Here is a 26,966-nt window from a genome sequence, read left to right as displayed (position 1 = left end):
GGGATGTGATTACAGAACCCTTATGGAGGCGAATCATTGTGAAGAACGAATACGGTAATAGACAGGTCTATTTTGTAGGTGGCGGCATTGCTTCATTAGCAGGGGCAGCATATCTTGTCCGAGACTGCGACTTCCCAGGAGAGCACATTCACATTATCGAAGAGATGAACATTCTGGGTGGTAGTAACGACGGCGCTGGTAACCCCGATCAAGGATATATCATCCGCGGTGGACGAATGCTCAATGACGAGGCTTATGAGAATCTCTGGGAGCTACTGGCTTCCATTCCCTCTATCGATCGTCCTGGTTTGTCGGTCAGACAAGAAATTATCGATTTTGATCATGCTAACCCCACCCACTCCAACGCTCGGCTCATTAACCGTGACGGCGAGGTCGAAGATGTGCTCTCCATGGGCTTTGATATGGCCGACCGGCTAGCGATGGGCAAGCTGATCATCACACCTGAAGATACACTAGGTAAATTAAGGATCAGTGATTGGTTTGGGCCTCACTTTTTCAAAACGAACTTCTGGTATATGTGGGCTACCACCTTCGCTTTCCAGCCTTGGCACAGTGCCGTAGAATTCAAGCGATATATGCTCCGCTTCTTTCACGAATTCCCAAGAATTCAAACGCTTGAAGGTGTTACACGTACTCCATTTAATCAATATGATTCCATCATCTTACCTCTGCAAAAATACCTTGAACCATTCGGCGTAGATTTCACCCTGAAATGCACCGTCACCGACCTAGACTTCAAAGAAGGCGATGGGATTACAGTTCAACGGATGCATGTACGCCGGAACGGTGACGAGGACATTATTGATATTCATGAAGGTGATCTGGTCATTGTCACCAACGGTTCGATGACCGAGGGAGCCGATATCGGTTCCATGTACGCCGCTCCGAAGCTGAACGGCAAGGGCAGCTCTTGGAAGCTATGGGAGAACATTGCTGCCAAGAAACCTTTACTTGGCAACCCTTCTTCTTTTAACGATCATGTAGATGAGTCCAAATGGGAATCGTTTACCGTTACTTTTCAAGATTCAGTGTTCTTCGATCTGATGGAGAAATTCACGCGTAATCGTGCAGGTACCGGTGCGTTAGTCACCTTCAAAGATTCCAGTTGGTTTATGTCCGTCGTGCTCGCCTTCCAGCCACACTTCCGTGGGCAGCCGGAGCATGTCAACGTATTCTGGGGTTACGGCTTATATACCGATAACGTAGGTGACTACGTGAAGAAACGCATGTGTGATTGTACGGGAGAAGAGATTATGCAGGAACTCATCGGCCATCTTCATTTTCAGGAACATCAAGAAGCCATTATGGCTACTGCTAACTGTATTCCATGTATGATGCCTTACATTACAGCGCAATTTATGCCCAGATTGAACAGTGATCGTCCAAAGGTCGTTCCTGACGGCTCCACCAATCTTGCCTTTATCAGTCAATTCTGCGAGATTCCTGATGACGTGGTGTTCACGGAAGAATATTCGGTTCGGGCGGCGCGGATTGCTGTCTACACCCTACTCGGAGTAAATCGACCGATTGAACCCATTCATCAGTATCAGTATGATGTCCGCACATTGTTCAGTAGTTTTGTGACCTCATTCAGATAAGCACATTAAGTGCTGGTTATTTGAGATAGGAATAGGATACTCAAAGGAGACGACCAATGGGTTGATCTCCTTTGTTGTTATAGGTGTTCTATACCTCCTTGAATTATTGGATAAGCCAATCCGCTACATCCATTAATTTGACAGGATGACCGTTGGTTGAGCCTTTCAATAAAAATGTATCTCCTGTTTTCCGTTGCATTGCCAGTACTCTTTTTAATGCGTGTATTTGAGTGAAATGCTTCACTTGTTTCGAAGACATACCCTCTTGTTGTGCACCAATGCTCAGATACCTGGAATGGTTACCAAACGTATATAACAAGTCTAACTTCTTTTTCCCCAATTTCCGTCCTTGTGCCAAATGAATTCGTTTGGCATGTTTGCCCAAATCCTGTATATCCCCTAGAATAGCGATTTTTCTTCCTCCAGTTGAACCAACATGTCTCAAAACTTCAAGTGCAGAATCCAGTTCAGGTTTCGTATTAAAACTATCATTGATTACCGTTATTTTACGATAATTTTTGAACACGGAAAGACGACCATAAGGCTTCTCCATTTTACGAAATCCTCGTTTAATCTCTGCAACTGAACAGCCAAGATGATGGGAAACAGCAATAGCAAACAAGGCATTGTAAACATTACATTTTCCAAAACAGGGAATGTGAAAACGATGTTTAATTTGGTTCAAACACACGGTGAAATTCATGCCTTTTGAGCTATAGCGAATATTTCGTGCATTGAAATCTGCCTTGTTTTGTAAACCTACTGTTATTCGTTTACCTTGGAAAGATTTAAGATTTAGTCGTTTCGAATGAGGATCATCTTTATTGAGAAAAAGCATCCCCTTGCGGTTCATTCCAGCAATAAGCTCAGATTTAGCTGAAGCAATACCACGCAATCCATCTTTAAAGTGACCGATGTGGGCACGACCCACGTTAGTAATTACTCCAAAAGTAGGTTGAATCAATTCACAATGACGTTTGATATCGCCCTTTTCCTTCATTCCGTACTCAAGGACAACTGCTTTATGATAAGAGGTAATTTGTCTTTTATATTGAGAGGTAAACCAGGTATCATTCCCATTTTCTACAGACTTAAATGTCCTCCAACGCGTTTGCAAAATAGATGCGATCATCTCTTTCGTTGTGGTCTTTCCCGAGCTGCCCGTGATCGCAACGATTGGCTTGTTCATGTTCTGCCTCCTTTGGCATGAAACTGGGTAAAGGGAGGTTCGCAATACTTTTTCTTTTCATAGATTGATCATATGAGATTCCAAGTTTGCTATATGGACTCGAATCTATGAGGAGGTTATGTGAGATGTTGCTTAATGAACGACTGAGGTTGTTGGGATACAAGAAAAAAACAATACGTGCCAATTTGATTGCATTTCAGCATGATTTTAAAATAAGTCCAAAATCGACATTGCATCGCCTGACAATACCTCGTCTGAAAGAACTAACATCTGGAGACATCCAGTTAAATCTATTAGCTCGAACAATCTATAGTGAAAGCAGAGGAGAGCCGTACCACGGAATGGTGGCTGTGGGGGCAGTGGTATTAAACCGATTAAAATCCCCTGAATTCCCTACATCACTTGTAGAAGTGATTACTGAGCCTCTTGCCTTTACCGTGGTTAGCAATGGACAGTTTTGGCTCAAACCGCAACAACGTGCCTATCGAGCCGCAAGAGAAGCTCTGAAGGGTAAGGATCCCTCATTAGGATCACTCTACTTCTTCAATCCCGACAAAGCTACCTCCACCTGGGTAAAGAGATTACGAATCAAATTGCGAATTGGAAATCATGTCTTTGCATAACACTCACTAAGGGCGTAGCTTCTGTAATCCGCATCACATTTCTTTAATTCAATACTTTGGACGAGCAACTGATGATCACTGATTTTCCAAGTATGATTAGATTTGTTGGCGCGACGTCTAATAACGTAATGGGACCAGCCCGATGCATAAATCTTGTAACCTCTTCGTTTGCATCGGATTAGGAACCCCACACATTCTCCGAGTGACACTGGCTGGAACTGAACTTTCTTAAAAACCTTTTTTCGAAACAACAACGTCGCACCAGCGACTTGGTCAACAATGCAATTTTGATCCTTCGGATGACGCAACAACAGTTTAGAATTGGATTCCAGGTATACAAGGCACGCTCTCTTCCCCACAATGTCTGCTTTTGAGTGGTTTAATGTATACATCATTGTGTTCAGATAGTAGGGGGAGTAATAGTCATCGTCGTCAAATCTGGCAATGATTTGATGTTTTGCCCGGCGAATAGCATAGTTCAAACAATGACCTAGTGACTTTTTTTCGGAGACTTGGTACAGCCGGACATCACTTCTTTTATTGATTTTTTTCATGTAATCTTTCAGTTTCATGGAATCATTGTTCAGTACGATGATTAACTCCTTGGCCGCATACTTCTGTCTACCATAGTTTGCAAGTAAACGATTGAAATGCTCTGGACGATTGGTACAGACGATAACGCTCACGTCTTCGGATTGAAATTGTCTAGCACGCTTTTCCCTTCGAGTTAAATGCATAGAATCGGCTCCTGAATTTCACAAGATTTATCGCTGCCGCAACAGTTCAGAAACCGTTGCAAATCGATATCCCTTACGCCTTAACCTCCGAACAATAATGGGCACTGCCTTCAAACTTTGATGCCAAGGATCATTCGCATGAAGCAACACGATAGAGCCAGGTCGAGTATGAGGCACAACCCGGTTTACAATAGTGCTAATTCGGGTTAGTTTCCAATCCAAGGAGTCTACATCCCAATGCACAATAGTCTGATTCAATAACTGGAGCTTCTTGATGACACGATGATCCATATCTCCGCCAGGTGTACGAAATAGGCAGGGCCATACTCCTGTTGCACGAACTATTGCATTCTGAGCTAACTTCACTTCATTCTTGATCCATGTATTGTTATGTGTTCTGTAATCCTGATGCCGATATCCATGTGATCCGATCTCATAACCTTCTCGCCTTATCCGCTTCGCTATTTTGGGGTGCTCCTCCGCCCAGATACCTGTGATGAAAAATGTAGCCTTTTTCACCCCAAGCTTTTGCAAAAGCGGCAACATACGCAGGGGCACTTCATGACCATTAGCAATATCAAAAGTTAAAGCAACCCGCTTTTGATTCGTTGAAATCCGGCTTAGCACCTGTTGCTTCTTCATTACTGCGGTCATCCTTCCTTTCGAGTAGTCATTTATTTTAAAGGATGTTATGCTTCTTCAATTGACGAATCATGTATTGAGCGCGCGATTTATAGTTATGTTTACGTGCAGTACGCTGGCCATGTCTACGGATCTCTTCACGCGCTTCGGGATGCTTAAGATAGTATCGAATAAGCTTGCTTGTCTGCTTGGGTGAAGCCGAAACAACTAGATCACGACCCGGTGTGAACAAACGGCGGATCTCAGGCGTATCGCTTGTAATCAGGAAGCCTCCCGAACCCAAAATCTCATACGTCCTCTGGGTTACCTGATTAAGTTGATTCTGCGGACCAATGACAATTTTGGCGGAGCTGTATACTTTGCGTGCATCTGGATACTCCAGGTATCCATGTATCCAACTTCGCGGGATGCGTGTTCCCAGAACAGGTTTCATTTCTTCCCACTGTTTTCCCCAAAAGTCGATTCGAGTACCCTCTTGAACTAGTGGACGAATCAAATGATGTAACGATTTAATGCGAAAATGCTCCGGATACAGTTTGAGTATTCTAGAATAACCATTAGCTACCACTGCAATGTTGCTTTTCAAATGAGGAACGACTTTTCCTCTTCGATGTACTTTACGGTGAAAACCAAAGTCCATATGTGCAGCTTTAATGCCCATACGTTGATATTTTTTCACCATGGAACGACATATGGTAAAAACAAAATCAGGTTGGACTACGCGGACATAAGGACGTGAAAAGGATTCATGATGCGTAGGGTCTTCTGTTGCCCAATACACATGGGGAATGTGTGTATCACCAATATATCTTCTCATCCATTTCTGCTTATTGACCGTATGCTCCGGTGTCCAGCCCATACTAATGACAAGATCCGGCTTAAAGTCCTTCATCAATCTAGATAACTTGCTTCGGGTAAGAACGCCGGAAATTTTCACGGTATGACCTGCGTCCCTGAATCCGTTAGGAAGTCCGTGAATCCACATAGGGTGGCTTTCAAGAAACAATACTTTCACGATCGCCCCTCCTTAATTTGATAGTTGTAGGAGTTTGTAGATAGCCTATCGAATAGATACCCTTGCCTCTTCAGTCCGCGAATGATAAGGGGCAGTGCTAACATACTCTGCTTAGAGAAGTCATGGAATAGAATGATGTTACGTTGACGGTATCTGCTCTCACGCAATACTTTGGCTGTAATCTCTTCCGATGTACGCTTCGGAAACAATGAGTCCTGGGAATCAATTGTCCAATCAAAGTAAGTGTAACCCCTAGATGTTAGATTTCTTTTTATGGCCATCATCGTTCCACGCCCGCCAGTTCTAGACCCTCGCTCACTATTGGAGCCCCCAGGAAAACGGAACAAATGTGTACGTATTCCAATGACACGGTACAAAAAGTGTTCCATTCGGTCGAAATCAGCAAAGAAATCTTTTGGGCTACGATAAATACGATCAAAATGATGCGAGTACGTATGATTTCCAATGCTATGACCTAATCTTTTTAGTTTTCTGTACATTCGTAATCCATATGGGCTTGAATTGCCTACCACAAAAAACGTAGCTCTAATATGGTGTTGCTTCAAAATGTCCAATATTTGATTGGTATACAAGGATGGACCATCATCAAATGTTAGATATGCGACCTTATCGTGCCGTTTATATGTCGTTCGAAGGGTGACCATCACTTGACCACTCCCCTTTTTCTCAGTGTCGACAACATAAATTGTGCACGGGCGGTATAGTTGTGCCTTCCAATCGCAGAACGCCCATTACGTCTAACTCGCTCTCTTTCATTCTCATTCTTTAGATAATAACGCACTTTTCTCAACGTCTCCGCTGGATTGGAGCTTACAGCCACATCTCTTCCGGGCTTCAACATACCTCTCACTGCTGGCGTATCACAAGTCAGGAAAAATCCAGATGAACCTAAGGTTTCATATGTTCGTTGGGTTAACATATCCGTGTAATTTTGTAATCCGATCATGATTTTCGCCGAGCTGAATACCTGGTTAGCATTTTTATAGGAAATATGCCCCTTAATCCAGTTTGGTGGAATATCACATCCCAAAATGGATTTCATACGAGACCAATTCTTACCATAAAAATGAATACGATATCCGTTCTTAAGCAACGGACGTACAAGGATACGTAAAGATTGATTCCTATAAAGTTTAGGATACTTTTTCAGAACATCTGGGTAGGCGTTTGCCACTAGTGCAATATCCGTCTGATACTTCTTTTTCACACGAGTTCGGAAATGTACTTTGGGATGATATGCATAGTCAAGATACGCTGCAGAATAACCCATCCGTCGAAATCTATTGGCCGTCTTCTCCGAAATGGTAAACGTGTAATCAGGCTTCATACGCTTAAGGAGAGGAAGGGTAAACACTTCCGTGAAATTCGGATCTTCTGTCGACCAATAAATAAGTGGAATACGATATTCAGTTGCTAGCCTTCTCACCATCCGCTGCTTTCTCCGAGTATGGTCCGGTCCCCACCCTACGGACACCAGCATATCGGGCTTGTAGGTACGCAATTGTTGACGAAGTGTTCTCTCTTGAACTGACCCTGATGCTCGTACCTGGTGTCCAAGATCTCTTAGACCATCAGGCAGTCCATACGACCATAACTTCCCTCGTTCTAAGAATAATATTTTCAATAGAATCACCACCGTCCTGTAATCACTATGACAAGTGCATAATCAATTCAATTCGGTTGACATATATATGTTTAGAAAAGGGGGCATTCAATGAATCCACGATTCGAAGCAATATACCGTGTGAATACATCTAAAAAATGTATAGCTTTGACATTTGATATTGGTTGGGGCGGTAAAGTGCCCATTCCAGTCCTTGAAGCTCTATCTGCTAACAAAGTTAAAAAGGCAACTTTCTTTTTATCCAGTACTTGGGTGTCGGCAAGACCACTATTAGCTCGTAAAATTAAACATTATGGTTATGAAATTGGCTCGCATGGATACCGTCATGAGAATTACACTGAACATAATAATCGTTGGATCACCAGTGAAGTTAAGGTGGCAGAAAAGACTATCCGAAAGGCCACCGGAGTTACATGCAAGCTCATCCGTACACCAAACGGTGATATGAACCAACGTGTCATTCAGTTGCTTGGCTCTCTGGGCTATTCGACCATCCACTGGAGTAAAGATTCTATGGACTGGACGAATCCGGGAGTCCGTACCATTATTCGTAATTCCACCACCGGGGTACAAAACGGTGAGATTCTGCTACTGCACGCAAGCGACTCGGCGCGTCAAACTGCTCGGGCACTTCCTTTTATTATCCGCAAGCTTCGCGCTCAGGGATTTACGTTCGTAACCGTATCTGAATTACTAAGAATGCGTTCTAAATAATTCCTTTCCTTGTCAGAGTACGAAGAATATATGCCGCTCTCTTTTTGTAGGAATGTTGAGCCGCAGCCTTTACCGCATTGTATTTAATCTGCTTCCGCTTCTGAGGGCTCCGCAAATATTTAACAATCAGTTGCCTCGTTTCTCTCTCTGATGAGGATACGAGAAGATCTTTACCTGGGCGAAACCATCTACGTACTTCTGGGGTATCATCCGTAATAAGCAAGCCACCAGAAGCCAGAATTTCATATGTGCGTTGGGTAAGACGGTCTTCTGCATTCTGCGGACCAATGACAAAATCAACGGAATTGTATACTTTGACAGCTTCCTTATATGGCAGATAACCATGGATATGTTTTGCAGGAATATTCCGGTTGAACAGTTTCTTCATCTTGTTCCAATCTCGACCATAAATATTGATCTCTAAGCCTTCTGCTAAAAAAGGATTTATCAGTCGACGTACTGACTTAAAACGGTAATGCCCAGGCTTCTCCTGGTATAATTTGGAGTAGCCATTGGCTACTAGCGCCGCAGTCGCTCTGTACTTCTTAACTCGTTTCGATTTACAATGTGTATCCGGATCACTTCCAAAATCCAAGTGTGCGGCTGGAATAGCCAGTTTCTTGAAACGATGTACTGTTGGTCGGTGAATAGAAAATACAAAAGCAGGACGTGTCCTTCGAATGAGTGGTAATGAGAACACATCTGTGTAACCTGGATCTTCTGTTGACCAATATATGAGCGGTACATTGGATGCTCGCACTAACTGGGCAATGAGCCGCTGTTTCTCAGGTGTACTGTTGGACGGTGTCCAACCCATGGCAATAATCAAATTAGGCTTGAAACGTCGAATTGTTCGGGCAGCGTTCTGATCTGTAGCGCAGATTTTCACTTTATGCCCTAATTTCTCAAAACCTTTTGGTAGACCATAAATCCACATCGGGTGCGTCTCCAAAAATAAGATGCGGTACATAATCATTTTTTGTCTCCTAACCATGAGCACAATTTATTTAGGTGCCAACATCTTATTCAACTCGCTTTCAATTGCTTGGGCTTCTACCTAATCGAATGTCGTTGTTTAGATGTTGCTGACGTACTCATATACAAAAAAAAGATAGACGATATACTGATTTATAAAATCAGACATACCGTCTACCTTTTTTTGTTTTTTTGAATAAGGAAACATAATTATCTTCGAAATGTTGTAAATTGTAGCATTCGCATAACCTGCATGAGGTGTGTAATTTCTCGCTGGACATCCATAGTGCTTGTGCCACTCATTGCTTGATTGGCCTTGAGTGTTCTACGGGTATTCAGCATGCCTTCGATTAGTTTCATGACCGTGTTGCGTCCACGATGATCCACAATCATATACTTTTTGCGTGCATCCAACTCTACCCATACGATATTGCTGAACGATGTAAATAGTTGTTTACGATACTGCTCCATATCGGTCTCATTGTAATGCTCGCCATAGAAAGCATAATATCCGTGAATGTGCAGCTTCTCTGCCAGCACTGTGATAAAAGGATCAAGCCCAGGCATAGCATTGCGTTCCATATTTCACGCCTCCGTGATGCGTAATCCGTAGATCCCATCTTATTTTGAGATCTATTTTATCATATAATCTAGTCCATTTCCTCTATCACAGTATCTGCCCAGACTGTCTATCTTATATGACTCATGGAACGTCGGAATGTTTTAATTCAGTGATTCAGAGATTCGCCGCCCCTTCACCCACACAGCCGCAACGTCCAATTCCTCATTCAGCAACACGATGTCTGCCTGCTTGCCCTGAGCGAAAGAGCCTGTCCGATGATCGATGCCCAGCAAACGAGCTGGGGTCAGACTCGCTGCTCGTGACGCAGCTGTAACACTTAAGCCAACCTCCTGCACAAGATACCGGAAGCCTCGCACCATAGTTAGTGTGCTACCCGCCAGCGCACCACCATCCTTCAGGCGTGCCACACCATGCTTGACAATAACCGGAAGATCACCAATGGCGTATTCCCCATCATCTAGACCTGAAGCGGACATGGCATCTGTAATCAACACCAGTTGATCTATGGGTTGTTTCAGTTGTGCCAGAATGGAAATAGCTGCTGGGTGCACATGAATTCCATCTGCAATGACCTCTGCACTAATGCGCGGATCGCTGAGCACGGCTCCAGCAGCCCCGGGAAGCCGATGATGCAGTGGCGTCATGGCGTTGAATGTATGTACGGCATGATGCAACCCCGCCTCTACCGCACGTTGTACCTCATCATAGCTAGCATCTGTATGCCCCAGTGCTGCCGTGATTCGTTGACTTCGCAGCCATGCAATTAGCTCCAACGCACCTTCACGCTCTGGCGCCAATGTAACCTGTCTTATCAATCCAGGATATTGTTGCTCCCATTCTTCTAGCCACGAAACGTTAGGCATTACAATATGCTCCGGATTTTGCGCTCCAGGCCATTTAGGGCTGAAAAACGGCCCTTCCAGATGCACTCCCTCGAGTTGTGCAAAAGGCATCGTTTGGGATCGATATGTATGAACCTCATACAGCACCTGATCCAATCTGTCCTTCGGTGCGGTCATCGAAGTAGCCAGCATCGCGGTTGTTCCTTGAGTGCAATGGAATGCAGTGATTGTATCCAGCACCTCTGGACTAGCATCCATGAAATCCTCCCCATTGCCGCCATGCACATGGATATCAATAAATCCAGGCACAATCATGCCATGTTCAGGCACAGGCAAAAATAATCCTTGTCGTCGAATTGAATCAGGTAGCCCTTCGGGCAAGCCTGCATATATTATTTTCCCATCACGCCAAGCTAAGATTCCATCGTCTATTATACGATCTGAAAGAACAAGCTTCCCCCGTAAAATGGATACCGTATCTCTAGCCATAAGCTCTTGAATATCGTCTGTGCTCATTCAACCAACCTCCTAACCCAACCTATGATGTATAAATGTTATCAGGATCAAATTTATAATTGATTTAAACTACTTTAATTTTTCACCCATCTACCTGCAGCGCGATCTAACAGTACAACCACATTGGGGTGACATTGCAGTAGCGAGGCTGGGCACTCAGTAGTAATTGGCCCCATAAACGCCTGCCGAATAATCTCAGCTTTTTCCTCACCGCGAGCAATCAGCAGAATCTGTTTGGCTTTCAGTATCGTACCAACTCCCATGGTAATTGCCTGCGTTGGAACCTGATCAAGGCTGTCAAAAAAGCGAGCATTCGCTTTTCTCGTCTCTTCCTTCAACGCCACAACATGTGTACGACCCGTCAGCTCTGTGCCAGGCTCATTGAATCCAATATGACCATTATGTCCGATGCCGAGAATTTGCAGATCAACTGGACCACGATCCTCAAGTCGTTGTTCATAGGCTTCGCACTCCTGAGCTAAATCCGCTGCGTTACCATCGGGGATATATGTCTTATCCAGATCAATATCGATATGATGGAACAACTGTTCATTCATGAAGCTACGATAACTTTCGCTATGCTCAGCGGGTAAACCTACATATTCATCGAGATTGAAGGAGGATGCCTGTGCGAAGCTAACCAGATCTTTTTGCACCATCGCTATTAGCTGTTTATAAATCCCCACTGGAGAACTGCCTGTTGCAAGCCCTAACACAGCTCGTGGTTTCGTCTGTAGCAGACTCGTAATAATCCCGGCACCTGTAACGTTTAAATCTTCTTCATGTTCAAAAATACGTATGTTCATCTCGTTAAGCACCTCCGTTGTTATGAACCCGATAGGACTGTACACTGTGATACGATTGCTCAAGTTTCGGAATAAATTGGTCAAAATCGGAACTCACCATGCCTGTGAACAAAATGTCGATGACATGTAATAAGGCAATTCGTGAAGCCATATCACCTCTTCGCATCCCCTTTTCGAGTGAAGAAGTAAACAGCGGAATATCGGACACCGTAGCCAGTTTATTATTACTGTAGGACGTCAACGAAATCGTTGCAGCTCCGGCCTGTTTGGCACAATGCAGTGCATCAATCGTCTCTGGGGTTTCGCCTGAATATGATACAGCTACTGCAACATCTCCCTCTCCTAACGAAGAGGCGGAGGTGATCTGCATATGGGAATCTGAGAAGGCCGTACAGCTCTTCCCGATCCGAATCAGTTTCTGATAGAAATCCTGGGTCACAATGGATGATGTAGCAACACCGTAGAGATCGATGCGACGTGCAGCGCACAATAGCTCAATCGCTCTACCCACCCGCTCCAGATCCAACAATCGGGTCGTATCTGCAATGGAAGCCAGATGATTCGCTTCAATAGCCTCAACAATTTTGGACAGTGAGTTGCCTGCCACAATATCCTGATATGCCGTTTCTCCTGTCGGATGCGACAATTCGGCGGCTAGTTTCATTTTGAAGTCAGGAAAGCCTTTGAAATGAAAGGATTTGCAAAAACGAGTTACCGTCGCGGGGCTCGTCCCGCTTTGCTGTGCAAGATGGTTAATCGTCCAGCCTGGAATGTCCGAGGGTGAACTCAATATAACTTCTGCAATCCGCCGTTCTTGTGCAGGCAGGTCTTCCAACTCTTGCTGCAAGGCATGTAATATGGCTGCCATAAACTCTCCTTATGAAAATTATTTTTATATTATTATATTAATTTAAGAAAATTATTTTTATGATTTCATTTTAAACAACGATGACCTGTAAATCAAGAGTATTTCCTTCACTTTTCTGGTGTAGATCATCGCAGCCTAAATTTCACTTTTCATACCCAGCGAACATACTCTATCTCACTTGTTTCATCTCCAGAGACACCTTATATTGGAACAAGGAGTTTGCACAAAGGGAGTGGATCATATCATGAATAAACGTCAGCAGCAAAAGATCATCCCGTCCTTATGGATCATTGCTGAGAGACAAAGTGAATATAGACCCTATTTCGTCTTATATGCGATTGATTGGGAGCGAGCAAGCCGATGGAGCTGGGAGGGTTGGAATAATCTGCACGACTTGTTGCAATTTCAGGTTCCCGTTAGACATAAAATAGGGAGTACAAGAAGCACATCACAACCCTGTGCCAAAATTGCCAAAAAGGCAATATTTCTCTCTCTAAATGAAGGACAATTTGAGACATTAGAGCAGCTGTTTTATCAGCCCTTTTCGAAGAAACGATGGAAAGAATTTATGAAGCAGAACTACAAACTCCATAAAAAGGTGAGTACATAATGAAAACAGATCATAAACAGGTTTTGCTTCAAATGATGGCTCCATACCATGAGATGTTGGATCGCCTAATGGATGAAATAGGTGATTTTTCACAGGTCGACTATGCGGAGAAGCAAGATGCTACGCATGGAAAAAGAGATGCGAATTATACCAATCGCTTCAAAGTACTACTGGCTATTTATCATCGGGAAGATCGGCATGCGCCGCATTATGAGTCGATTGTAAGAAGACTACTAATCAATGAAATCATAGATCGGCAGACAAACAGCTATCAGGGTATAGGCGAAGCATTATATTACTGTATTTTCTTGCTGAAGCAGTACAACCGAGACGAAGATCAGAAACTATTTTCCCAAGCAAAAGAAGCCAACTTCGATACTATCTCTGGATTTGAGCCTACTCGAATTCGAGAGCAACACCTTTTTCATATAGATACTGCTGACCTCTCGGATTGCATTCGTCTGTCAGAAGATCTGCTCGAGATGACGTATCATTCAACATTTGTAGATTTATGGATTGCGGAACAGACATGCTGGAACCAAGAAAATCTGACTGAGCTGCTCTATATTGAACGAAACCGGAAACATATGGAGGGTGAGATTGAAGTACTTAGAAAACTTGCTGCCCTCGAGAAAAATGCCGGAAATGATCATCAATACTGCTACCAGGCATCCAGTTTGGCTGAAAAGCTCATCGCCAATGGTCAGTTTGAAGAAGCAACTCTGTCTATGGAATCTGTCATTACGCTCATTATTAAAGAGGATCGTTGGTGTATGGTTGGATTAGGGCGCCAAATGATTCAAACGTGTATTGATATTATGTATTATTATGGTGCTGATTCTTCCCATTCCCTTACTTTGTGGCAACCTATTGAAGACTTTCTAGAACAGGCTGTTCAAAATATGAGCTTGAGTCAATATGATCGAGTTACGTCTGCTTGCCAATTCATGGGTAACATTCAGCTGGAGCAGATTTTAATTAAAAACAGAGATAAGCACATAGATTTTTGAAAATCATTATGAGAGTACTACAGAGCAAAAAAGCCTTGCCCCATTCTTCATGACAAAGAATAGAGAAAGGCTTTCATGCTGCTACTTAACCTTAACTGTAATTCGCAACTAAATCTTCAGTTCTCCGAGCTTAATCAGCTCTACAACTGCTTGCGAACGACCCTTAACATTGAGTTTCTGCATCACATTCGAAATATGGTTACGCACCGTTTTCTCGCTGATGAATAACTGCCCTGCGATGTCACGCGTCGTTTTGTCTTGAACCAATAACTCGAATACTTCGCGTTCACGGTGGGTCAACAAAAATTTACTTTTATGATCGATACCCTTCAATGTTCACCCCTCCTTGCTCGGGTTGTGTTGGTGTAACAAGGTTAAGGGGATACAGTCAACTCATCTTATGTCAGGTCAAGGGCGATGGTTCAGTTTTATAAGAAAAATGGGCATTAATTTGCATATATCGCTCGAATACAAGTAGTGCATATTCATTATAGAAATTATGTACATAACAAACATGCCTTTGCACTAGATGTGAACATCTACACAAAGGCACATTTGTCTCATTCGTTCTGATTACCGGAAATTATGATTCATAAGACCATCAGGGTTGTTGTTGCGATTCATTGTACCATCACCAAGAATGCCATCACGATGATTCGGATTCATTGCATTGGTTGGGAAAATACGTTCCACCATTGAAGAGAAGGTATCGATCATGCCACTGATCGGCTTACCGTTTCGAATGTCTTTTGCATACGATTCTGTATGCTCAACAAATTCCGGGTTAGCAGACACATAGACATTTTCGACGTTTGGTGCAAATTGCTTGATTTTGGCTGCGATCTTGCCTTTGATTTCTTCTGGGGTATTATCGTCCGAGCTATCTACTCGTTGCCCCTCACTTTTGGCTCCATAATGACCATTATCCATCGTGCGGGCTTTGCCACTGTCGGTCAATCCACGCATCATGCCCACTGCTCCTGTGCCCATAGTACCGTAAAGGCCACGATCATTACCCATATGACCACGATCAGTTGCTACACCTGTGTTCAGCCCTGGTGCTATACCGCTTGTCGTATACGGAGACATTGTTCCATCTCCACCATGAACGCGCAAACCGCCCATATCTTCGCTCATACTTTCACTGCGCATGGTGCTGTTCGGATGAACGCTCATGCCTCTCATATTTCCACGAGTCGATTTACTTCCCAACTTGCCTGCATGTCCGTCAGTTAATCGAACAGCAACATAAGCATTGCGATCCGTTAACAACACGTTAGCTGACTTAACTTCCTTCATTTCTGTAATACGTTTGGCTAATTCATCACTTGATCTTAGACTGGTGACATTGTGATTACGATAATTGTTGGCGCGAATACCATCCATCCCGTTCGTTTCAACACCGTAACGGTTCAGACCCCTTACTTCATGGCGCACACTTTGGGATTGCATGTTGTTAGCGTCCTTGTTTGTACCACAACCGGTTAATCCCGCCATTACAAAAATTGCACTTGTCAAAGATAAGGTTATCGCTTTCGCCTTTTTGGCTGCTGGCATGTCTCATCCTCCAATGGGTTATGGTTTTGGTCACAAAGATAGGATGCGCTTCTGTGCACACTGGTATCCTGAAAGGATATGGAACCTCCATTTTTGGTGGTTCTGATCTAATACAGCTTCTTGCCTTAGATGGAAAACACAAAAAAAGATGCTGCAACTTCTGCAGCACCTTTAAGTCAATCTTTAATATTCAGATAAGTATTCAGATAAATTATTTTTTTAGCGCCTCGGCGGAATCCTCCACATCCTTCAACGCATCAGCCTGTAGAGCGTATGCCCATTCGCCATCCGGAGTAACTACCCAGATCTGGTCAGGCTCAGAAGCAACCGTAATCCCCCGATATACATCCGAAATCGTCTCTCCATTCACATTCTGTTCCACGATAAATGTAAATAGTGGTACGGTGTCTTTCAGGTCAGAAGCTGGGCGTACATCATCGGCAGTTGTTATATTTTTTATTTTACCGATCAGAGAGACAGCATCTGTTGCTTCCAATTCAGCTCCATTGAATGTCCACTGTTTCTCTGCCTCATCTTGTTGAGCTGTTGATTTTAATATCCATGTGGACGCTTCCCCCTCCCAGTCCAGAGACTGCACATTCGATTCATCGAGGTTGAACGGAGTTGTATCCAGCAGCTCGCGCCGTGACAACTCAATACCACTAATCGTTTCACTCTTAACAGCAACAACAGCGCCTGAGTCTACACGAACATAACGAGCATCGTCGGCCGGTAGCTGACCACCAATTATAAGTTCGATTTTACGTTGATCCTTGAGCTGTACGTCTAGCCTTGCAGCATCTGTACCTAGTCCATACTTCTCAACATTCGTTGGACTTTCCTCAACGACAAGCTCCTGATCCGCTGCACTTAAAGCATCCAGCAAATTACTTACGGCATAGCCGTTCAGGGGATAAGCTTTTGGTTCAACCATCTGCCAGACCCCTTGCTCCAGTTTCAGTTGTGAGGACTCTTGGCTTGCCGTGCTGTTCTCTTCAGCCACTGGTTTATGAATTGTAATCGCCTGAATGTCTCCAGCTTGAATCCCAAGCAATTTCACCTGCTCCGCTGCTTCTTCACGAAAATAATTTTGACTGGCTGCATACATCCAGCCCACCATTAGAACCACTACGGCAAGTATCGTTGGAATCCATTTTCTCATACACGTCTACGCCTCCACCATAAGAATACTCCAATGATAACAAAGACGAGCGGGAATGCGACAAGCGCTACGAAGAATATGACTCTGGCTTGTTCCCCGTTTAGGTATGCCACTTGGTAACCAGCTTGTATACGAGGTCTGATCGTTAATCCATCTTGCTTCTCGCTTAAATAATTCGTCACATTCAGAATAAAATCACGGTTACCCCCATTGGTAATCTCTGAATCCTGCATGAAGATCGAAGAGCCAAGAATGACCGCTTTTGGTTTGCCATCCGTCGTATCTGCTGCATACCCAAGTTCCACCGGACCTTGTACATCTTGCTGCGGATCGTTAGAAGTTTCATTTTGTAATAGACCAGCAATATCCTTCTCCCCATAACTCTCATTCGACGAATGAATAAGTGGGGACAACGTATATTTGTCCTGCTCTTGGCTAGTCAAAGCAATGGACAGAGATAACATCGGATAGAGCTTATTTTCGGATAATTTATCCGTAATTGCATGAGTTCCATACTCAGGTACAACCCATAAGGGTCCCATTGTACTTGCCTGCTGTTGATCCACCATAATTGCATGTTCATCCACTACACCGTAATCCGCGGCAAGCGCATCGATATTCTTCCAAGCCGACTCCATATCCTCATGGAATCCGAGGGACAGTAGCAGCTTGCCACCATTACTAAGATAGGTACGAATGGCTTTCAGCTCGGTATCACTAATGTCACGCTGTGGTCCAATGATAGCAAGCACATCAGCATCCTCAGGAACCTGCCCTGCTTGATTCAACTGTAACTCCTCTGTTGTGATATTGCTCTGTTCCAAAGATGAACGCAGTGTTGTCAGCTGATCCAAACCAAGCTCCTCGTGCCCGGTTAGGAAGACCATTTTATGCATCTCCGTTGAGGATAGATTCATCAAGGCCTGAGTTAACTTTTCTTCACCTGTAAATTGGTAAGATCCATCGCTTCCATCGCCTGCGGCTGTAAACAAACTCGCAATATCAATGACCTTATGCTGATCTCCCCGCTCTAGAATGATAGAGCTGCCTGTTATTCCATATTTCGAAGCGAGCGCTGGCTCCTGCGTCAGATTGTATTGCTCCATCTTCAGCTTGCTGTTACGCTTCGTATATTCCTGTACCATATCCGACACTTCGCGATTCAGGACAGTATTATTCGCATTTTCCACAGTTAACACCTGAATGTTAACATCCTCTTTTACACTTTTGATGGCGGTAAGTGTCTGATCCGATAAGGTGTATTGTTTGTTGGAAGTTAGATCGAGTTGGAACCCCCCAAGCGAATTCAGAAACAGCGTTAGCAAAATAAAGATGCCAATGACCGCTACTGATAATACGGTGCTGTTGGTATGACTTAACCATTTTTTCATCTTCTCACCTCCACCGTTTCCGTTCTACAATTTGAATGCTTAACAGCAGAAATACACCGGAGAGCGTCACATAGTACAAAATATCCGGACCACTGAGCACACCTTTGGTGAAGCTGTCAAAGCGATTCGTTAGTGCAAATGGATCAAGCCATTGCTGCAAAGTAGAACCTGTATTGCCTGCGAATGAATCAAGCATCCACAATACGAGCAATATAATAAAACCAGCTACCGCAGACACCATCTGATGTTGAGATAGCGTTGAAGCGAATAGTCCAATCGCCATCATGCTACTGCCTAAGAAGAACAAACCTAAGGCTGACAACCATACCAAGGTCAGATCGAGTTCTCCGAAGAAGGACATAATGAACGGATATACCAAGCTACATAGAATAAGCACAACCAGTATAGCCAGCGAAGCCAAATATTTACCGAAAATAATCTCCGTAACTCGTGCTGGAGAGGTTAACAGTAATTCATCCGTGCCTTGTCGAAACTCTTCTGCCACAAGTCTCATCGTTAATAATGGAACTACAAATAACAGCATGGACAATGTATCACCAAGCACGAGGCGATAATCCACTATGCTGGGTTGATAATATACAAAACTCGAATAGAACAACAAGCTTGTCATCAAAACGTACACCGCAAACGCAAAATACGATGTTGGTGATAGGAAATAGGCCTGAAGCTCCTTATTACAAACCGCCATCATTCGTCTCATTTGGAGCCCTCCTCCTTCTGAACATGAGACAACTTATCAGACAACGTTGTTGACTCTTCCGTGGATTGTTGGTTGTCTGTCACCAAATCCGGCTTCGGATCAACGCTTGTTGTCTGATTCACACTCGGCTCTGTACCTGTAGTAGCCGCACCAGCAAGATTGTCTTCCGCTTCTTGCGATACAACTTCTGCTTGTGTCTCCGTTGTCGTAAGTTTCAAGAAGATCTGCTCCAGACTAAGGTTTTCCTTTTTCATCTCCAGGATGGGCAATCCAGCTCCAGACAATAAGTAAAATAACTCTTCACGGAAATCCTCGGAGGATTCGCCCGTAAGTAACATGTTCACCGTACCTGAATCTGGCTCACCTTCCACTCCAGTTGGTGGTATAACCTCACTCCGAATTTTCTCCCAAGGAGTAAGCAAGTTATGTAACTGTTCCTCGGTTGCCTTCACTTCAATAGCGACTTTAAATTGATCTCCCATCGCCGAGCCAAAGTGCTGCGGTGAACCGTCAAGAACAAGTTGACCCTGGTTGATGATTAACATACGGTTACAGAGTGCACTGACTTCAGGCAAAATATGTGTGCTGAGCAGTACAGTATGATTCTCACCAAGCTCGCGAATAAGATCTCGAATCTCAATAATCTGATTCGGATCAAGTCCAGATGTTGGCTCATCCAATACAAGCAGATCAGGCTTATGGATAATAGCCCCAGCAAGTCCAAGCCGTTGCTTGTACCCTTTGGACAATCCACGAATGATTTGCCTTTCTCGGTCCTGTAGACCCAGCCTACTCATCATCTCGCTAACACGTAGCTTCACTTCACGTGGTGCAACATCTCTTAGATTCGCAACGAATTTCAAATACGATTGCACCGTCATGTCCGGGTACAAGGGCGGCGTCTCAGGCAGATAACCAATCTTCGAACGCACACTTCTCCCTTGTTCATGCACAGACATACCGTCTACCGTGATCGATCCTACAGTTGGTTGCAAGTAACCGGTTATCATACGCATTGTCGTTGTTTTCCCCGCACCATTAGGACCTAGAAATCCCACGATCTCTCCGCGCTCCATTGTGAAATCCAGTTGATGTACGCCACGTTGTCCATCATACACTTTACTAACTTGTTTCACTTCGAGCACATCATTCATCCTTTCCCGTTAAAGAGTTTGCTCAAAAAGTCCATTTTTGAACTCACACTCAAAATAACCCGTGTACCATCGTTCGATCTGCTGACGGCTCTACACGGGATGTTTATTCAAGCATAGCTACAATACCCTAAACCCAGCTTAATGTTCCTTAAAAGAAAGCTTAAAAAAATATGTCTAAAATGTGAATAAGGCTACATTCACCCACACCCTGTGCTTTAGGGAAACGTACCATACCCTAGGAGCAGTTATACCCATTGCCAAGGATATGATAACAATCTGTGCAGAATACAGGAAGACACATGTACAATCCTGCACAATAGTCAGAGGTGAACCTTGTGAAAGTTTTATTCACATTTTTTGTGCCGAGTGGTGGGGTGGACACCTTGAATCGGCTACGCACAGCCGTATTGAAACGTCATGGCATAGAAGCACATGTGTTATACCTGTACCCAGGCTCTGGATTACAGAACGGCACCGGCACTCCCGTATTTACCGTCTCCACTGATGCAGAAATTAAGGAACTGCTGGATCAACATCAGTATGATGCCGTTATTGTCACTTCAGATATATCTATGCCCGGTAGGCTTAGAGGATTAGGATATGATGGACGGATTATCTTTGAAGCCCAAGGGCTCGGCACACGGGATCAAGCACTAGAAACGATTCAAATGGCTATTCCCTACCTGCAGGCCTACTGTGATGCTGCTGTTATTCCTCCTACCGATCATTTGTTGGAAATGTTCATCCACATCTGCCCTTGGCTACATCGATTTGTCATCCCAAATATGCTGGATACGCAGACCTTTAGTCCACTTAAGGTGGATGTTCCTCCTTATCCGGTTATCGCCTGGGTTGGCCGACTGGAACATAATAAAAATTGGCAAGAATATCTTAACATCTCTAGTGAGATTATTCGCCAAATTCCCAGCGCCAGAATGTGGATGTTCCATGATCCCACACTTGCCAATCCTGAGGATGACGTATTATTTAAACACATGTTGGCAGAAAAAGGACTTGAGGATCGTATTGGAATTTTCGTTAACGTCCCCCATTCGCAAATGCCTACCTTCTATTCCATGACAGCGGAATCCGGTGGGTTGATGTTATCTACATCCATCCTTGAAGGATTCGGTTATGCGGTGGCAGAAGCGATAAGCTGTGGATGTCCTGTACTCAGCACGGACTCAGATGGCGTACGTTCATTTATTACACACAACAAAACGGGCAAGTTTTACCCCATCGGTCAAGTGAACACTGCGGTTTCGGAGGCCATAGATCTGATGAAGAACAAAAGGCTACGTGAACGTATTCGTACACAAGGTCGGCAGCATATGAGCATTTCCTTTTCACCAGATCGCTATGCTACTTCTTTTCGAGAAATGATGACCGCCTTAAGGATTTTCTTCTAAAGCTTGGCAATAACCTTTAATCCCTTCTAATAAACAGCACGGACTCCTTTATAATTCAGCCGGACGATGTGCTGTTTCCTTGTTTGTTATCTCTGATGAACGAGTTTTTCTATTCAGGTCAACGTCTTCTTTTCAGGAAAGATTTAAATGACTCCTTTTCAAATGATTGGAAATCGGTTATCCTTGAATTAGTTTTATTTTCTCAAATTACATAGGACGACCCACACCTTAAAGTATAAGGCTATGAATCTACGGATTCGTGGCCTTTTTTTGCTTTTTTAGGGTTCATAGGTCTCGGGAAGGAGATTAAAAAGCTCTGTTGGATGAATATTTCTGAGAAATAATACCATTGAACTAAATACACATGGTAGAATATTGATTATTATGTCAAATTTAGTATCTGGTAGAAAGAAGTACATACCACAGAACGAAAAAATGTAGATTCGAGAGGAGTAATAGCATGAAAAAGATGATTGTAACAGGGATTACGACTTTAGCTTTGTTAACAGGGATTGTCGGAGGAATTGGAGCTGGAAACTCGGTTGAAGCCGCACAAACGGCTATAAAATTCAAAGATGTCCCTGCTACACACTGGGCAGCGACAGCAATTAATTCAGCAGTAGAGCAAGGCTATTTAAAGGGATACACGGATGGGACATTTAAACCTAGCTCACCTATAACCAAAGCAGAAATGGCAAGTATTCTTAGTAGATTGTCAGATCAACCAAATAATCTAAACCCAGTAACTAATAACTTTACAGATATCCCCGAGTGGGCAAAAAGTGGCGTCTCTTCTGCAATCAAAAAAGGATTCATTAACCCTGCAAATTACAAGGGAAAACTCGATGCCAAAGCATCTCTTAAACGTGGAGAGATGGCCGTTTGGCTAACTCAAGGTTTAGCTACGGTCGATTCTGACTACAAGCAGGCTTTAGATGATGTACAGAATACCGTCGTACCGGCGAAGGAATATTTTACAGGTAATCTAACTGCTTCAGACAAGAACGCCGTAGCTGTAGCTATGGGTACTGGATTAATGAGCGTTGGAAGTGACAAACAGTTTGGTATTGATCGGACAACTACTCGTGCTGAGGTTGCTGTGTTGATTGCCCGTTATTCCAATGTAGCCAAGACTAAACCTGCTGACTTCAAAGGATTGAATGAACTGCGTCAAGTCGGCTTGACGGGTACAAATTTGAATGTGATAACGAGCGTGTTCAAAAAAACAGCTGAAAACCAAATTAGTCTAAAAGGAAATCGAAAGTACGAGGATGTAACAGAAGATTTCTCTCTTGTTAGAAACAAAGAAATTGCCACAGATCGAAATTATGCTGATCTGAAAGTATTGAATTGGATCATTATTGATACTAGTGTCACTAAAGATGAAAGAAGTATTTACTACCCTGTTTTTGTTGATGAGGGATTTAAGCTTCCTGAAGGAACCTATTACTCATTCACTGAATTTTCATTAAATATTAAGTCAACAATGAATCAGCTTCAAGCAGGAAGTCTCCTTAATTCAGTTACTTTTGATCCTCTTACTTCTCCACACACAAAAGCTTTCTTATCCTATGCTGCACCTAAAATAGGAGACTACACAGGAAACAAAGGTGTATTCGTTGCTGAGAATCCTATTTATTGGGCAAATGGGTTGTTGCATTTTAATAGACAAGTTACTAGAGCGATAACACTTGAAACAAAGGAAGGAGCAGTATTCAGTATCATTGATTCGAAATAAGGGAGGATTAGAACTTGAGTTTTAAAACCTTTTTCATTAAACTCTTGTTACCGATGCTAATTATAGGTTTGTTATTCTCGACTTATTCCTCGGTACAAGCAGGAGGTGGACCTGGCACCAAACCCGAACTCAAGCCACAATATATGGTACCTGCTACTCCAGCGAAATCACAAAAAAAAGTCATCCCAGTAGAAGGTCTCTCAAGAACGAACCTCGGTATATACATTTATCAGATTGACAATTTAAAATGGAGTGTAGACGGTTCATGTTACAATCCTAATACTTTATTAGACAATGACAGAACTAAAAACCGTCCTGTAAAGTCAGATATCTGTGTCATTCTTGATCTAGATAAAGATGTATATAAACCTATATCATTTGAAGATTTAAGAACTAATTCGTATTCATTATCAGATTTAACGGATATCTCTCTAATGCCGCACTATATGGATGATACAAACTACTATCTTGAAGGTGCGGGAATGCCAAAACTTGTTTCTGTTAATGGATTTAATGGTAGAAAAACACGTTTTACAATGCAAATAGGTGGCGATATTTTCGCCACAGATGCAAGGGAATATAACCGTCCTAAATGGTCAGCTGATTACATTTTCAGAACAGATTTGTACTGGAAGGCCTTAGCCGAAATCACCAAAGAAATCAATTTGACCAATGGTGGGCAACTTCGTATCAAAGAGCAAAAGCAATTAAATGCAACAGTGAAAACCAAAACAGGTGACGGTAGCTTTGGTGCTGGAACGAATGTGAATTCAGGGAATGGGAAGATCACATGGGAATCTTCTAATCCGGCCGTTGCAACAGTAAGTTCGTCGGGACTTGTTACAGCAGAATCTAAAGGAACAACAAAGATCACTGTGTTATGGGAGAAGGATGATTTTAAGCTAACTACCTCAACAAATATTGGTGTAGAAAATGCACCCGGTGAGCCAGAAGACCCCGGTCAAGGTGGTGGTGCATGTACACCTAATATCGGTCCACCTTCACAGGGGACAACGATGAATAAGAGTGACCTAGATCCAAATGCTCGCGGAGTGATAAAAGCAGATAACAGAGACGCTGAGCGATTCGATGTACTTAAAGGCATTCCGACTTCCGAGTCGTTGTATACCAATGCGATTGCGGACAACTATCTGTTCGACCAATCCTGGGCACGTATGACGGGTAAGACAACATATGATTGTAATGTCACCCTCACCTATGAGCGAGAATGGACGATACCTGGTCCAGAGGTCTGCCCGCCCAAAGGGGCGTGTTCTCCTGGGCCACCCGTGAAAACAGGTGACACTGTAACTAAACCTTACAGCTTCCAGATTACAAGAGATTATTCGTACTGGAAAATCAACAAACTGGAAGTATACAACATCGCTAAAGCAACCATGGAGAACTATGCTCTCCCGGGTACCATGGTCACTATGATGCCTTCAGGCTACACGCCGCCAACACTGGAGTCCCAAAACGATGAAGCGGTGGAAAGTCATGTCAAGCCCGCACCAACGGCGGCGATCTCATACACACCACCGAAACGAACAGGCGGGTTAAACTCACCACCGGATGTACCGGATGATACTTCACTGTTAAAAGGCATGGCGGAGTCGAATACGCCTCAGAGTAAAGTCAATAATGACCTCGTCATATTTAACAACAATAAGGTTATGGACGATGCGGAAGCGACCAAAGATGGCCCTACCCCAACGAACATTCCTGATCCAACACCGATTGGTCGAGATGTTCTCTATATGCCGAATAACATGATTAGCAGCACACTTTTGAATAAAGCAAATACAACGAGCTCTGGTGAAATCTTTTACAACCTGCTTCCGGGCAATGTGAACGGCGGGGCTAATAAGGTGTTACCCATCCCTGGGATTAATACCGTCACGGTACACACGCCTGTCGTAAACTACTCGTGGGTTTCGGATGATCAGCCGCATAACCAGAAAACGGTGCCTGACCCGAGCAGTTCTGCACTGATCCTAGAGCGTCCCTTTATCGTGCGTATTCCAACTTCGGGACAACACATGGACGTAGCCAGTTATCCGGGGTATGGCAACCGAGATTATGCCAAGTATTTTCGGATTAAACAAGTTCAGTTTCCCTTTGATGTCTACAACGCTAATCGAAGCCAGTTCATTCCTGCAGAAACGTGGGTAGATATCCCGGTGAACCAACTGGATACCGGATTCTATCTCCCCGTATGGGTTGATGAAGGACATTACCAAGTAAAATTCCGCAATATTGCGGAAAATGCACCCTCGACGTTTACAACACAACCCGACGCAAATACCAATCTGGCTCACCATGTAGCTACAGATACAGTACCCGTGGAAGTCATTGGGCGGTTATATGACTTTCATGTGACTGACATCTCGGACTATAACTGGGAAAATGTATTTCGCAAACAAATGGGTAGCTCGGCAGCTAGTGGAGTCAGCTACTGGACAGGAACTAATGGGATCGACGGAGATCCGCGAGGGAATCTTGCACCATTTGTGCTACCTATTCGTCCGGGGAGTCACCCTGTGCAGGGATTCCGGAATATCGCAGTGAAAACGGGTTATCATGTCAAATTCGATCTGAAGACCAAAGGCAATATGTTTGGCGCAACCGATGGCGTTCGTATCACACCAACCTTTGATTTTGTCAGTAAGGATGGCACTTCACGCCAGGCCGTGGATCTCTACTACCACCGTGGACAGGAACGCCTTATCCAGATCGGATCGCCGCAGGATCTAGAAAAACGTTTCGTCGTGCTAAACTCACGACTTCGAAATGTACCGGGTACGGAACTTGGAGATACGGCACGTTACCGATATACCTATGAACTAACGGCACAGGAACGTAACCAAACGACACTGGCAGAATACATGGTTCAACTGGTCGACCAGATTTCACACCAGAAAACATGGGTAGGCCGTTACGATTGGATGATTCTGCCTGCTTCCATCCGTACACTCATCGGACCAAAGACCAACATTCCCGCTACTGTGAACGTAGATCGAGCCAATGCCGCAATTCAGCGCTGGTATGGCGAGTATAGCTTGCCTGCCGATGTGTATGCTGTGCCGAAGGGAACTGATCTTGTACCGCTGGGTAGACAAAATGCACTCGATGAGAAGTCGGACGTATTCTTGAAAAATGGGTATATCGTGGTTAACTTCAATCTGGAAACGTTACGTAATGGCAATACAGATGCTCCGCATCTTCAATACATCCATGCACCACTCATGAATCAATGGCGATTAGAAGGTTTCAATTCTAACCAAGTGGATGATCGCGGGAGATCGTTGCCTGTAAAAGATGGAGATGTGGTCTTTTACCACGCTAATCAGTCCAGTCGGAATGACTTCCAAGCCCAAGTGCCTCACTAATACAATAGGTTACTTTAACTTGTTCGCACAAAAAAACCGTTCCCTTCTCAA

25 protein-coding genes are annotated in these 26,966 nt (G+C 43.8%); 8 read left to right on the top strand and 17 right to left on the bottom strand.

Features of this window, described 5'->3' with window-relative positions:
* Positions 1 to 38 precede the first annotated feature (38 nt).
* Entirely contained in the window at positions 39 to 1,619 is a 1,581-nt protein-coding gene (locus ASD24_RS27315) for an oleate hydratase (RefSeq protein ID WP_056702749.1), read from the top strand.
* Positions 1,620 to 1,722: 103 nt separating this feature from the next.
* Here the strand turns inward: ASD24_RS27315 and ASD24_RS27310 are convergent, their stop codons facing one another.
* Positions 1,723 to 2,808 (bottom strand): UDP-N-acetylmuramoyl-tripeptide--D-alanyl-D-alanine ligase, encoded by a 1,086-nt coding sequence (locus tag ASD24_RS27310; RefSeq protein ID WP_056702746.1) that lies wholly within the window; start codon positions 2,806 to 2,808, stop codon positions 1,723 to 1,725.
* Positions 2,809 to 2,933: 125 nt separating this feature from the next.
* On the opposite strand from ASD24_RS27310, the gene ASD24_RS27305 reads away from it, so the two are divergent.
* On the top strand, positions 2,934 to 3,431 hold the full coding sequence (locus tag ASD24_RS27305) for a cell wall hydrolase (protein ID WP_056702744.1): 498 nt from the start codon (positions 2,934 to 2,936) through the stop codon (positions 3,429 to 3,431).
* Here the strand turns inward: ASD24_RS27305 and ASD24_RS27300 are convergent.
* Genes ASD24_RS27300 through ASD24_RS27280 form a run of 5 tightly spaced genes read right to left on the bottom strand, consistent with a single transcriptional unit; the run spans position 3,416 to position 7,470 of the window.
* Positions 3,416 to 4,168, bottom strand: coding sequence for a glycosyltransferase (locus tag ASD24_RS27300; RefSeq protein WP_056702741.1), 753 nt, complete (start codon positions 4,166 to 4,168; stop codon positions 3,416 to 3,418). The genes ASD24_RS27305 and ASD24_RS27300 overlap by 16 nt on opposite strands.
* Before the next feature lie 27 nt (positions 4,169 to 4,195).
* Positions 4,196 to 4,810, bottom strand: a complete 615-nt coding sequence (locus ASD24_RS27295; protein ID WP_056702738.1) for a polysaccharide deacetylase family protein — start codon at positions 4,808 to 4,810, stop codon at positions 4,196 to 4,198.
* A gap of 37 nt (positions 4,811 to 4,847) precedes the next feature.
* On the bottom strand, positions 4,848 to 5,825 hold the full coding sequence (locus tag ASD24_RS27290; RefSeq protein ID WP_056702735.1) for a CgeB family protein: 978 nt from the start codon (positions 5,823 to 5,825) through the stop codon (positions 4,848 to 4,850).
* Positions 5,822 to 6,490, bottom strand: a complete 669-nt coding sequence (locus tag ASD24_RS27285) for a polysaccharide deacetylase family protein (RefSeq protein WP_056702732.1) — start codon at positions 6,488 to 6,490, stop codon at positions 5,822 to 5,824. The genes ASD24_RS27290 and ASD24_RS27285 overlap by 4 nt, the downstream gene beginning before the upstream one ends.
* Entirely contained in the window at positions 6,490 to 7,470 is a 981-nt protein-coding gene (locus ASD24_RS27280) for a CgeB family protein (RefSeq protein ID WP_442952612.1), read from the bottom strand. The genes ASD24_RS27285 and ASD24_RS27280 overlap by 1 nt, the downstream gene beginning before the upstream one ends.
* A gap of 90 nt (positions 7,471 to 7,560) precedes the next feature.
* On the opposite strand from ASD24_RS27280, the gene ASD24_RS27275 reads away from it, so the two are divergent.
* Complete coding sequence (locus ASD24_RS27275) at positions 7,561 to 8,184, top strand: polysaccharide deacetylase family protein (protein WP_056702729.1); 624 nt, start codon at positions 7,561 to 7,563, stop codon at positions 8,182 to 8,184.
* Here the strand turns inward: ASD24_RS27275 and ASD24_RS27270 are convergent.
* The 5 genes from ASD24_RS27270 to ASD24_RS27250 all read right to left on the bottom strand — a co-directional run bounded on the left by ASD24_RS27270 (position 8,177) and on the right by ASD24_RS27250 (position 12,774).
* Positions 8,177 to 9,160 carry a CgeB family protein gene (locus tag ASD24_RS27270; RefSeq protein WP_056702726.1) on the bottom strand — a complete coding sequence of 328 codons (984 nt, stop codon included), beginning with the start codon at positions 9,158 to 9,160 and terminating at the stop codon, positions 8,177 to 8,179. The genes ASD24_RS27275 and ASD24_RS27270 overlap by 8 nt on opposite strands.
* 209 nt (positions 9,161 to 9,369) lie before the next feature.
* Complete coding sequence (locus tag ASD24_RS27265) at positions 9,370 to 9,741, bottom strand: hypothetical protein (RefSeq protein WP_056702725.1); 372 nt, start codon at positions 9,739 to 9,741, stop codon at positions 9,370 to 9,372.
* 141 nt (positions 9,742 to 9,882) lie between these two features.
* On the bottom strand, positions 9,883 to 11,100 hold the full coding sequence (nagA, locus tag ASD24_RS27260; protein WP_056702722.1) for an N-acetylglucosamine-6-phosphate deacetylase: 1,218 nt from the start codon (positions 11,098 to 11,100) through the stop codon (positions 9,883 to 9,885).
* 74 nt (positions 11,101 to 11,174) lie between these two features.
* Positions 11,175 to 11,906 (bottom strand): glucosamine-6-phosphate deaminase, encoded by a 732-nt coding sequence (gene nagB, locus ASD24_RS27255; RefSeq protein ID WP_056702719.1) that lies wholly within the window; start codon positions 11,904 to 11,906, stop codon positions 11,175 to 11,177.
* 4 nt (positions 11,907 to 11,910) lie between these two features.
* The gene (locus tag ASD24_RS27250) at positions 11,911 to 12,774 is read right to left on the bottom strand and encodes a MurR/RpiR family transcriptional regulator (protein WP_056702716.1); all 864 of its coding nucleotides are present in this window, start codon (positions 12,772 to 12,774) and stop codon (positions 11,911 to 11,913) included.
* Positions 12,775 to 13,018: 244 nt separating this feature from the next.
* On the opposite strand from ASD24_RS27250, the gene ASD24_RS27245 reads away from it, so the two are divergent.
* Together ASD24_RS27245 and ASD24_RS27240 are read left to right on the top strand one after the other, a co-directional pair.
* Positions 13,019 to 13,384 carry a hypothetical protein gene (locus ASD24_RS27245; RefSeq protein WP_056702713.1) on the top strand — a complete coding sequence of 122 codons (366 nt, stop codon included), beginning with the start codon at positions 13,019 to 13,021 and terminating at the stop codon, positions 13,382 to 13,384.
* Positions 13,384 to 14,394: a hypothetical protein gene (locus ASD24_RS27240; RefSeq protein WP_056702711.1), complete on the top strand. Its 1,011-nt coding sequence runs from the start codon at positions 13,384 to 13,386 to the stop codon at positions 14,392 to 14,394. The genes ASD24_RS27245 and ASD24_RS27240 overlap by 1 nt, the downstream gene beginning before the upstream one ends.
* A gap of 108 nt (positions 14,395 to 14,502) precedes the next feature.
* On the opposite strand, the gene ASD24_RS27235 is transcribed toward ASD24_RS27240, so the two are convergent.
* From ASD24_RS27235 to ASD24_RS27210, 6 genes are all read right to left on the bottom strand, one after another.
* Positions 14,503 to 14,727 carry a helix-turn-helix domain-containing protein gene (locus tag ASD24_RS27235; RefSeq protein ID WP_017692532.1) on the bottom strand — a complete coding sequence of 75 codons (225 nt, stop codon included), beginning with the start codon at positions 14,725 to 14,727 and terminating at the stop codon, positions 14,503 to 14,505.
* A gap of 240 nt (positions 14,728 to 14,967) precedes the next feature.
* The gene (locus ASD24_RS27230; protein ID WP_056702708.1) at positions 14,968 to 15,951 is read right to left on the bottom strand and encodes a YhcN/YlaJ family sporulation lipoprotein; all 984 of its coding nucleotides are present in this window, start codon (positions 15,949 to 15,951) and stop codon (positions 14,968 to 14,970) included.
* Between the two features lie 211 nt (positions 15,952 to 16,162).
* Positions 16,163 to 17,113 (bottom strand): DUF4340 domain-containing protein, encoded by a 951-nt coding sequence (locus ASD24_RS27225; RefSeq protein WP_056702706.1) that lies wholly within the window; start codon positions 17,111 to 17,113, stop codon positions 16,163 to 16,165.
* A complete protein-coding gene (locus ASD24_RS27220; protein ID WP_056702703.1) occupies positions 17,110 to 18,504 on the bottom strand; it encodes a GldG family protein in 1,395 nt (464 codons plus the stop codon). Before ASD24_RS27220 ends, ASD24_RS27225 begins: the two co-directional genes overlap by 4 nt.
* Before the next feature lie 4 nt (positions 18,505 to 18,508).
* Entirely contained in the window at positions 18,509 to 19,225 is a 717-nt protein-coding gene (locus ASD24_RS27215; RefSeq protein WP_056702700.1) for an ABC transporter permease subunit, read from the bottom strand.
* Positions 19,222 to 20,370 (bottom strand): ABC transporter ATP-binding protein, encoded by a 1,149-nt coding sequence (locus ASD24_RS27210; RefSeq protein ID WP_235540903.1) that lies wholly within the window; start codon positions 20,368 to 20,370, stop codon positions 19,222 to 19,224. The genes ASD24_RS27215 and ASD24_RS27210 overlap by 4 nt, the downstream gene beginning before the upstream one ends.
* A 344-nt stretch (positions 20,371 to 20,714) precedes the next feature.
* Between ASD24_RS27210 and ASD24_RS27205 the strand changes: the two genes are divergently transcribed.
* The 3 genes from ASD24_RS27205 to ASD24_RS27195 all read left to right on the top strand — a co-directional run bounded on the left by ASD24_RS27205 (position 20,715) and on the right by ASD24_RS27195 (position 26,915).
* Positions 20,715 to 21,788 carry a glycosyltransferase family 4 protein gene (locus ASD24_RS27205; protein WP_056702691.1) on the top strand — a complete coding sequence of 358 codons (1,074 nt, stop codon included), beginning with the start codon at positions 20,715 to 20,717 and terminating at the stop codon, positions 21,786 to 21,788.
* Positions 21,789 to 22,248: 460 nt separating this feature from the next.
* On the top strand, positions 22,249 to 23,526 hold the full coding sequence (locus ASD24_RS27200; protein WP_056702688.1) for an S-layer homology domain-containing protein: 1,278 nt from the start codon (positions 22,249 to 22,251) through the stop codon (positions 23,524 to 23,526).
* A 14-nt stretch (positions 23,527 to 23,540) separates the two neighbouring features.
* Positions 23,541 to 26,915, top strand: coding sequence for a DUF5704 domain-containing protein (locus ASD24_RS27195; protein ID WP_327205264.1), 3,375 nt, complete (start codon positions 23,541 to 23,543; stop codon positions 26,913 to 26,915).
* The last annotated feature ends 51 nt before the right edge of the window (positions 26,916 to 26,966 follow it).

Source organism: Paenibacillus sp. Root52 (genome assembly GCF_001426865.1).
Lineage (GTDB): Bacteria > Bacillota > Bacilli > Paenibacillales > Paenibacillaceae > Paenibacillus.
Note: the sequence above shows the minus strand (reverse complement) of the source record. Positions and strands in the feature narration are given on the sequence as shown.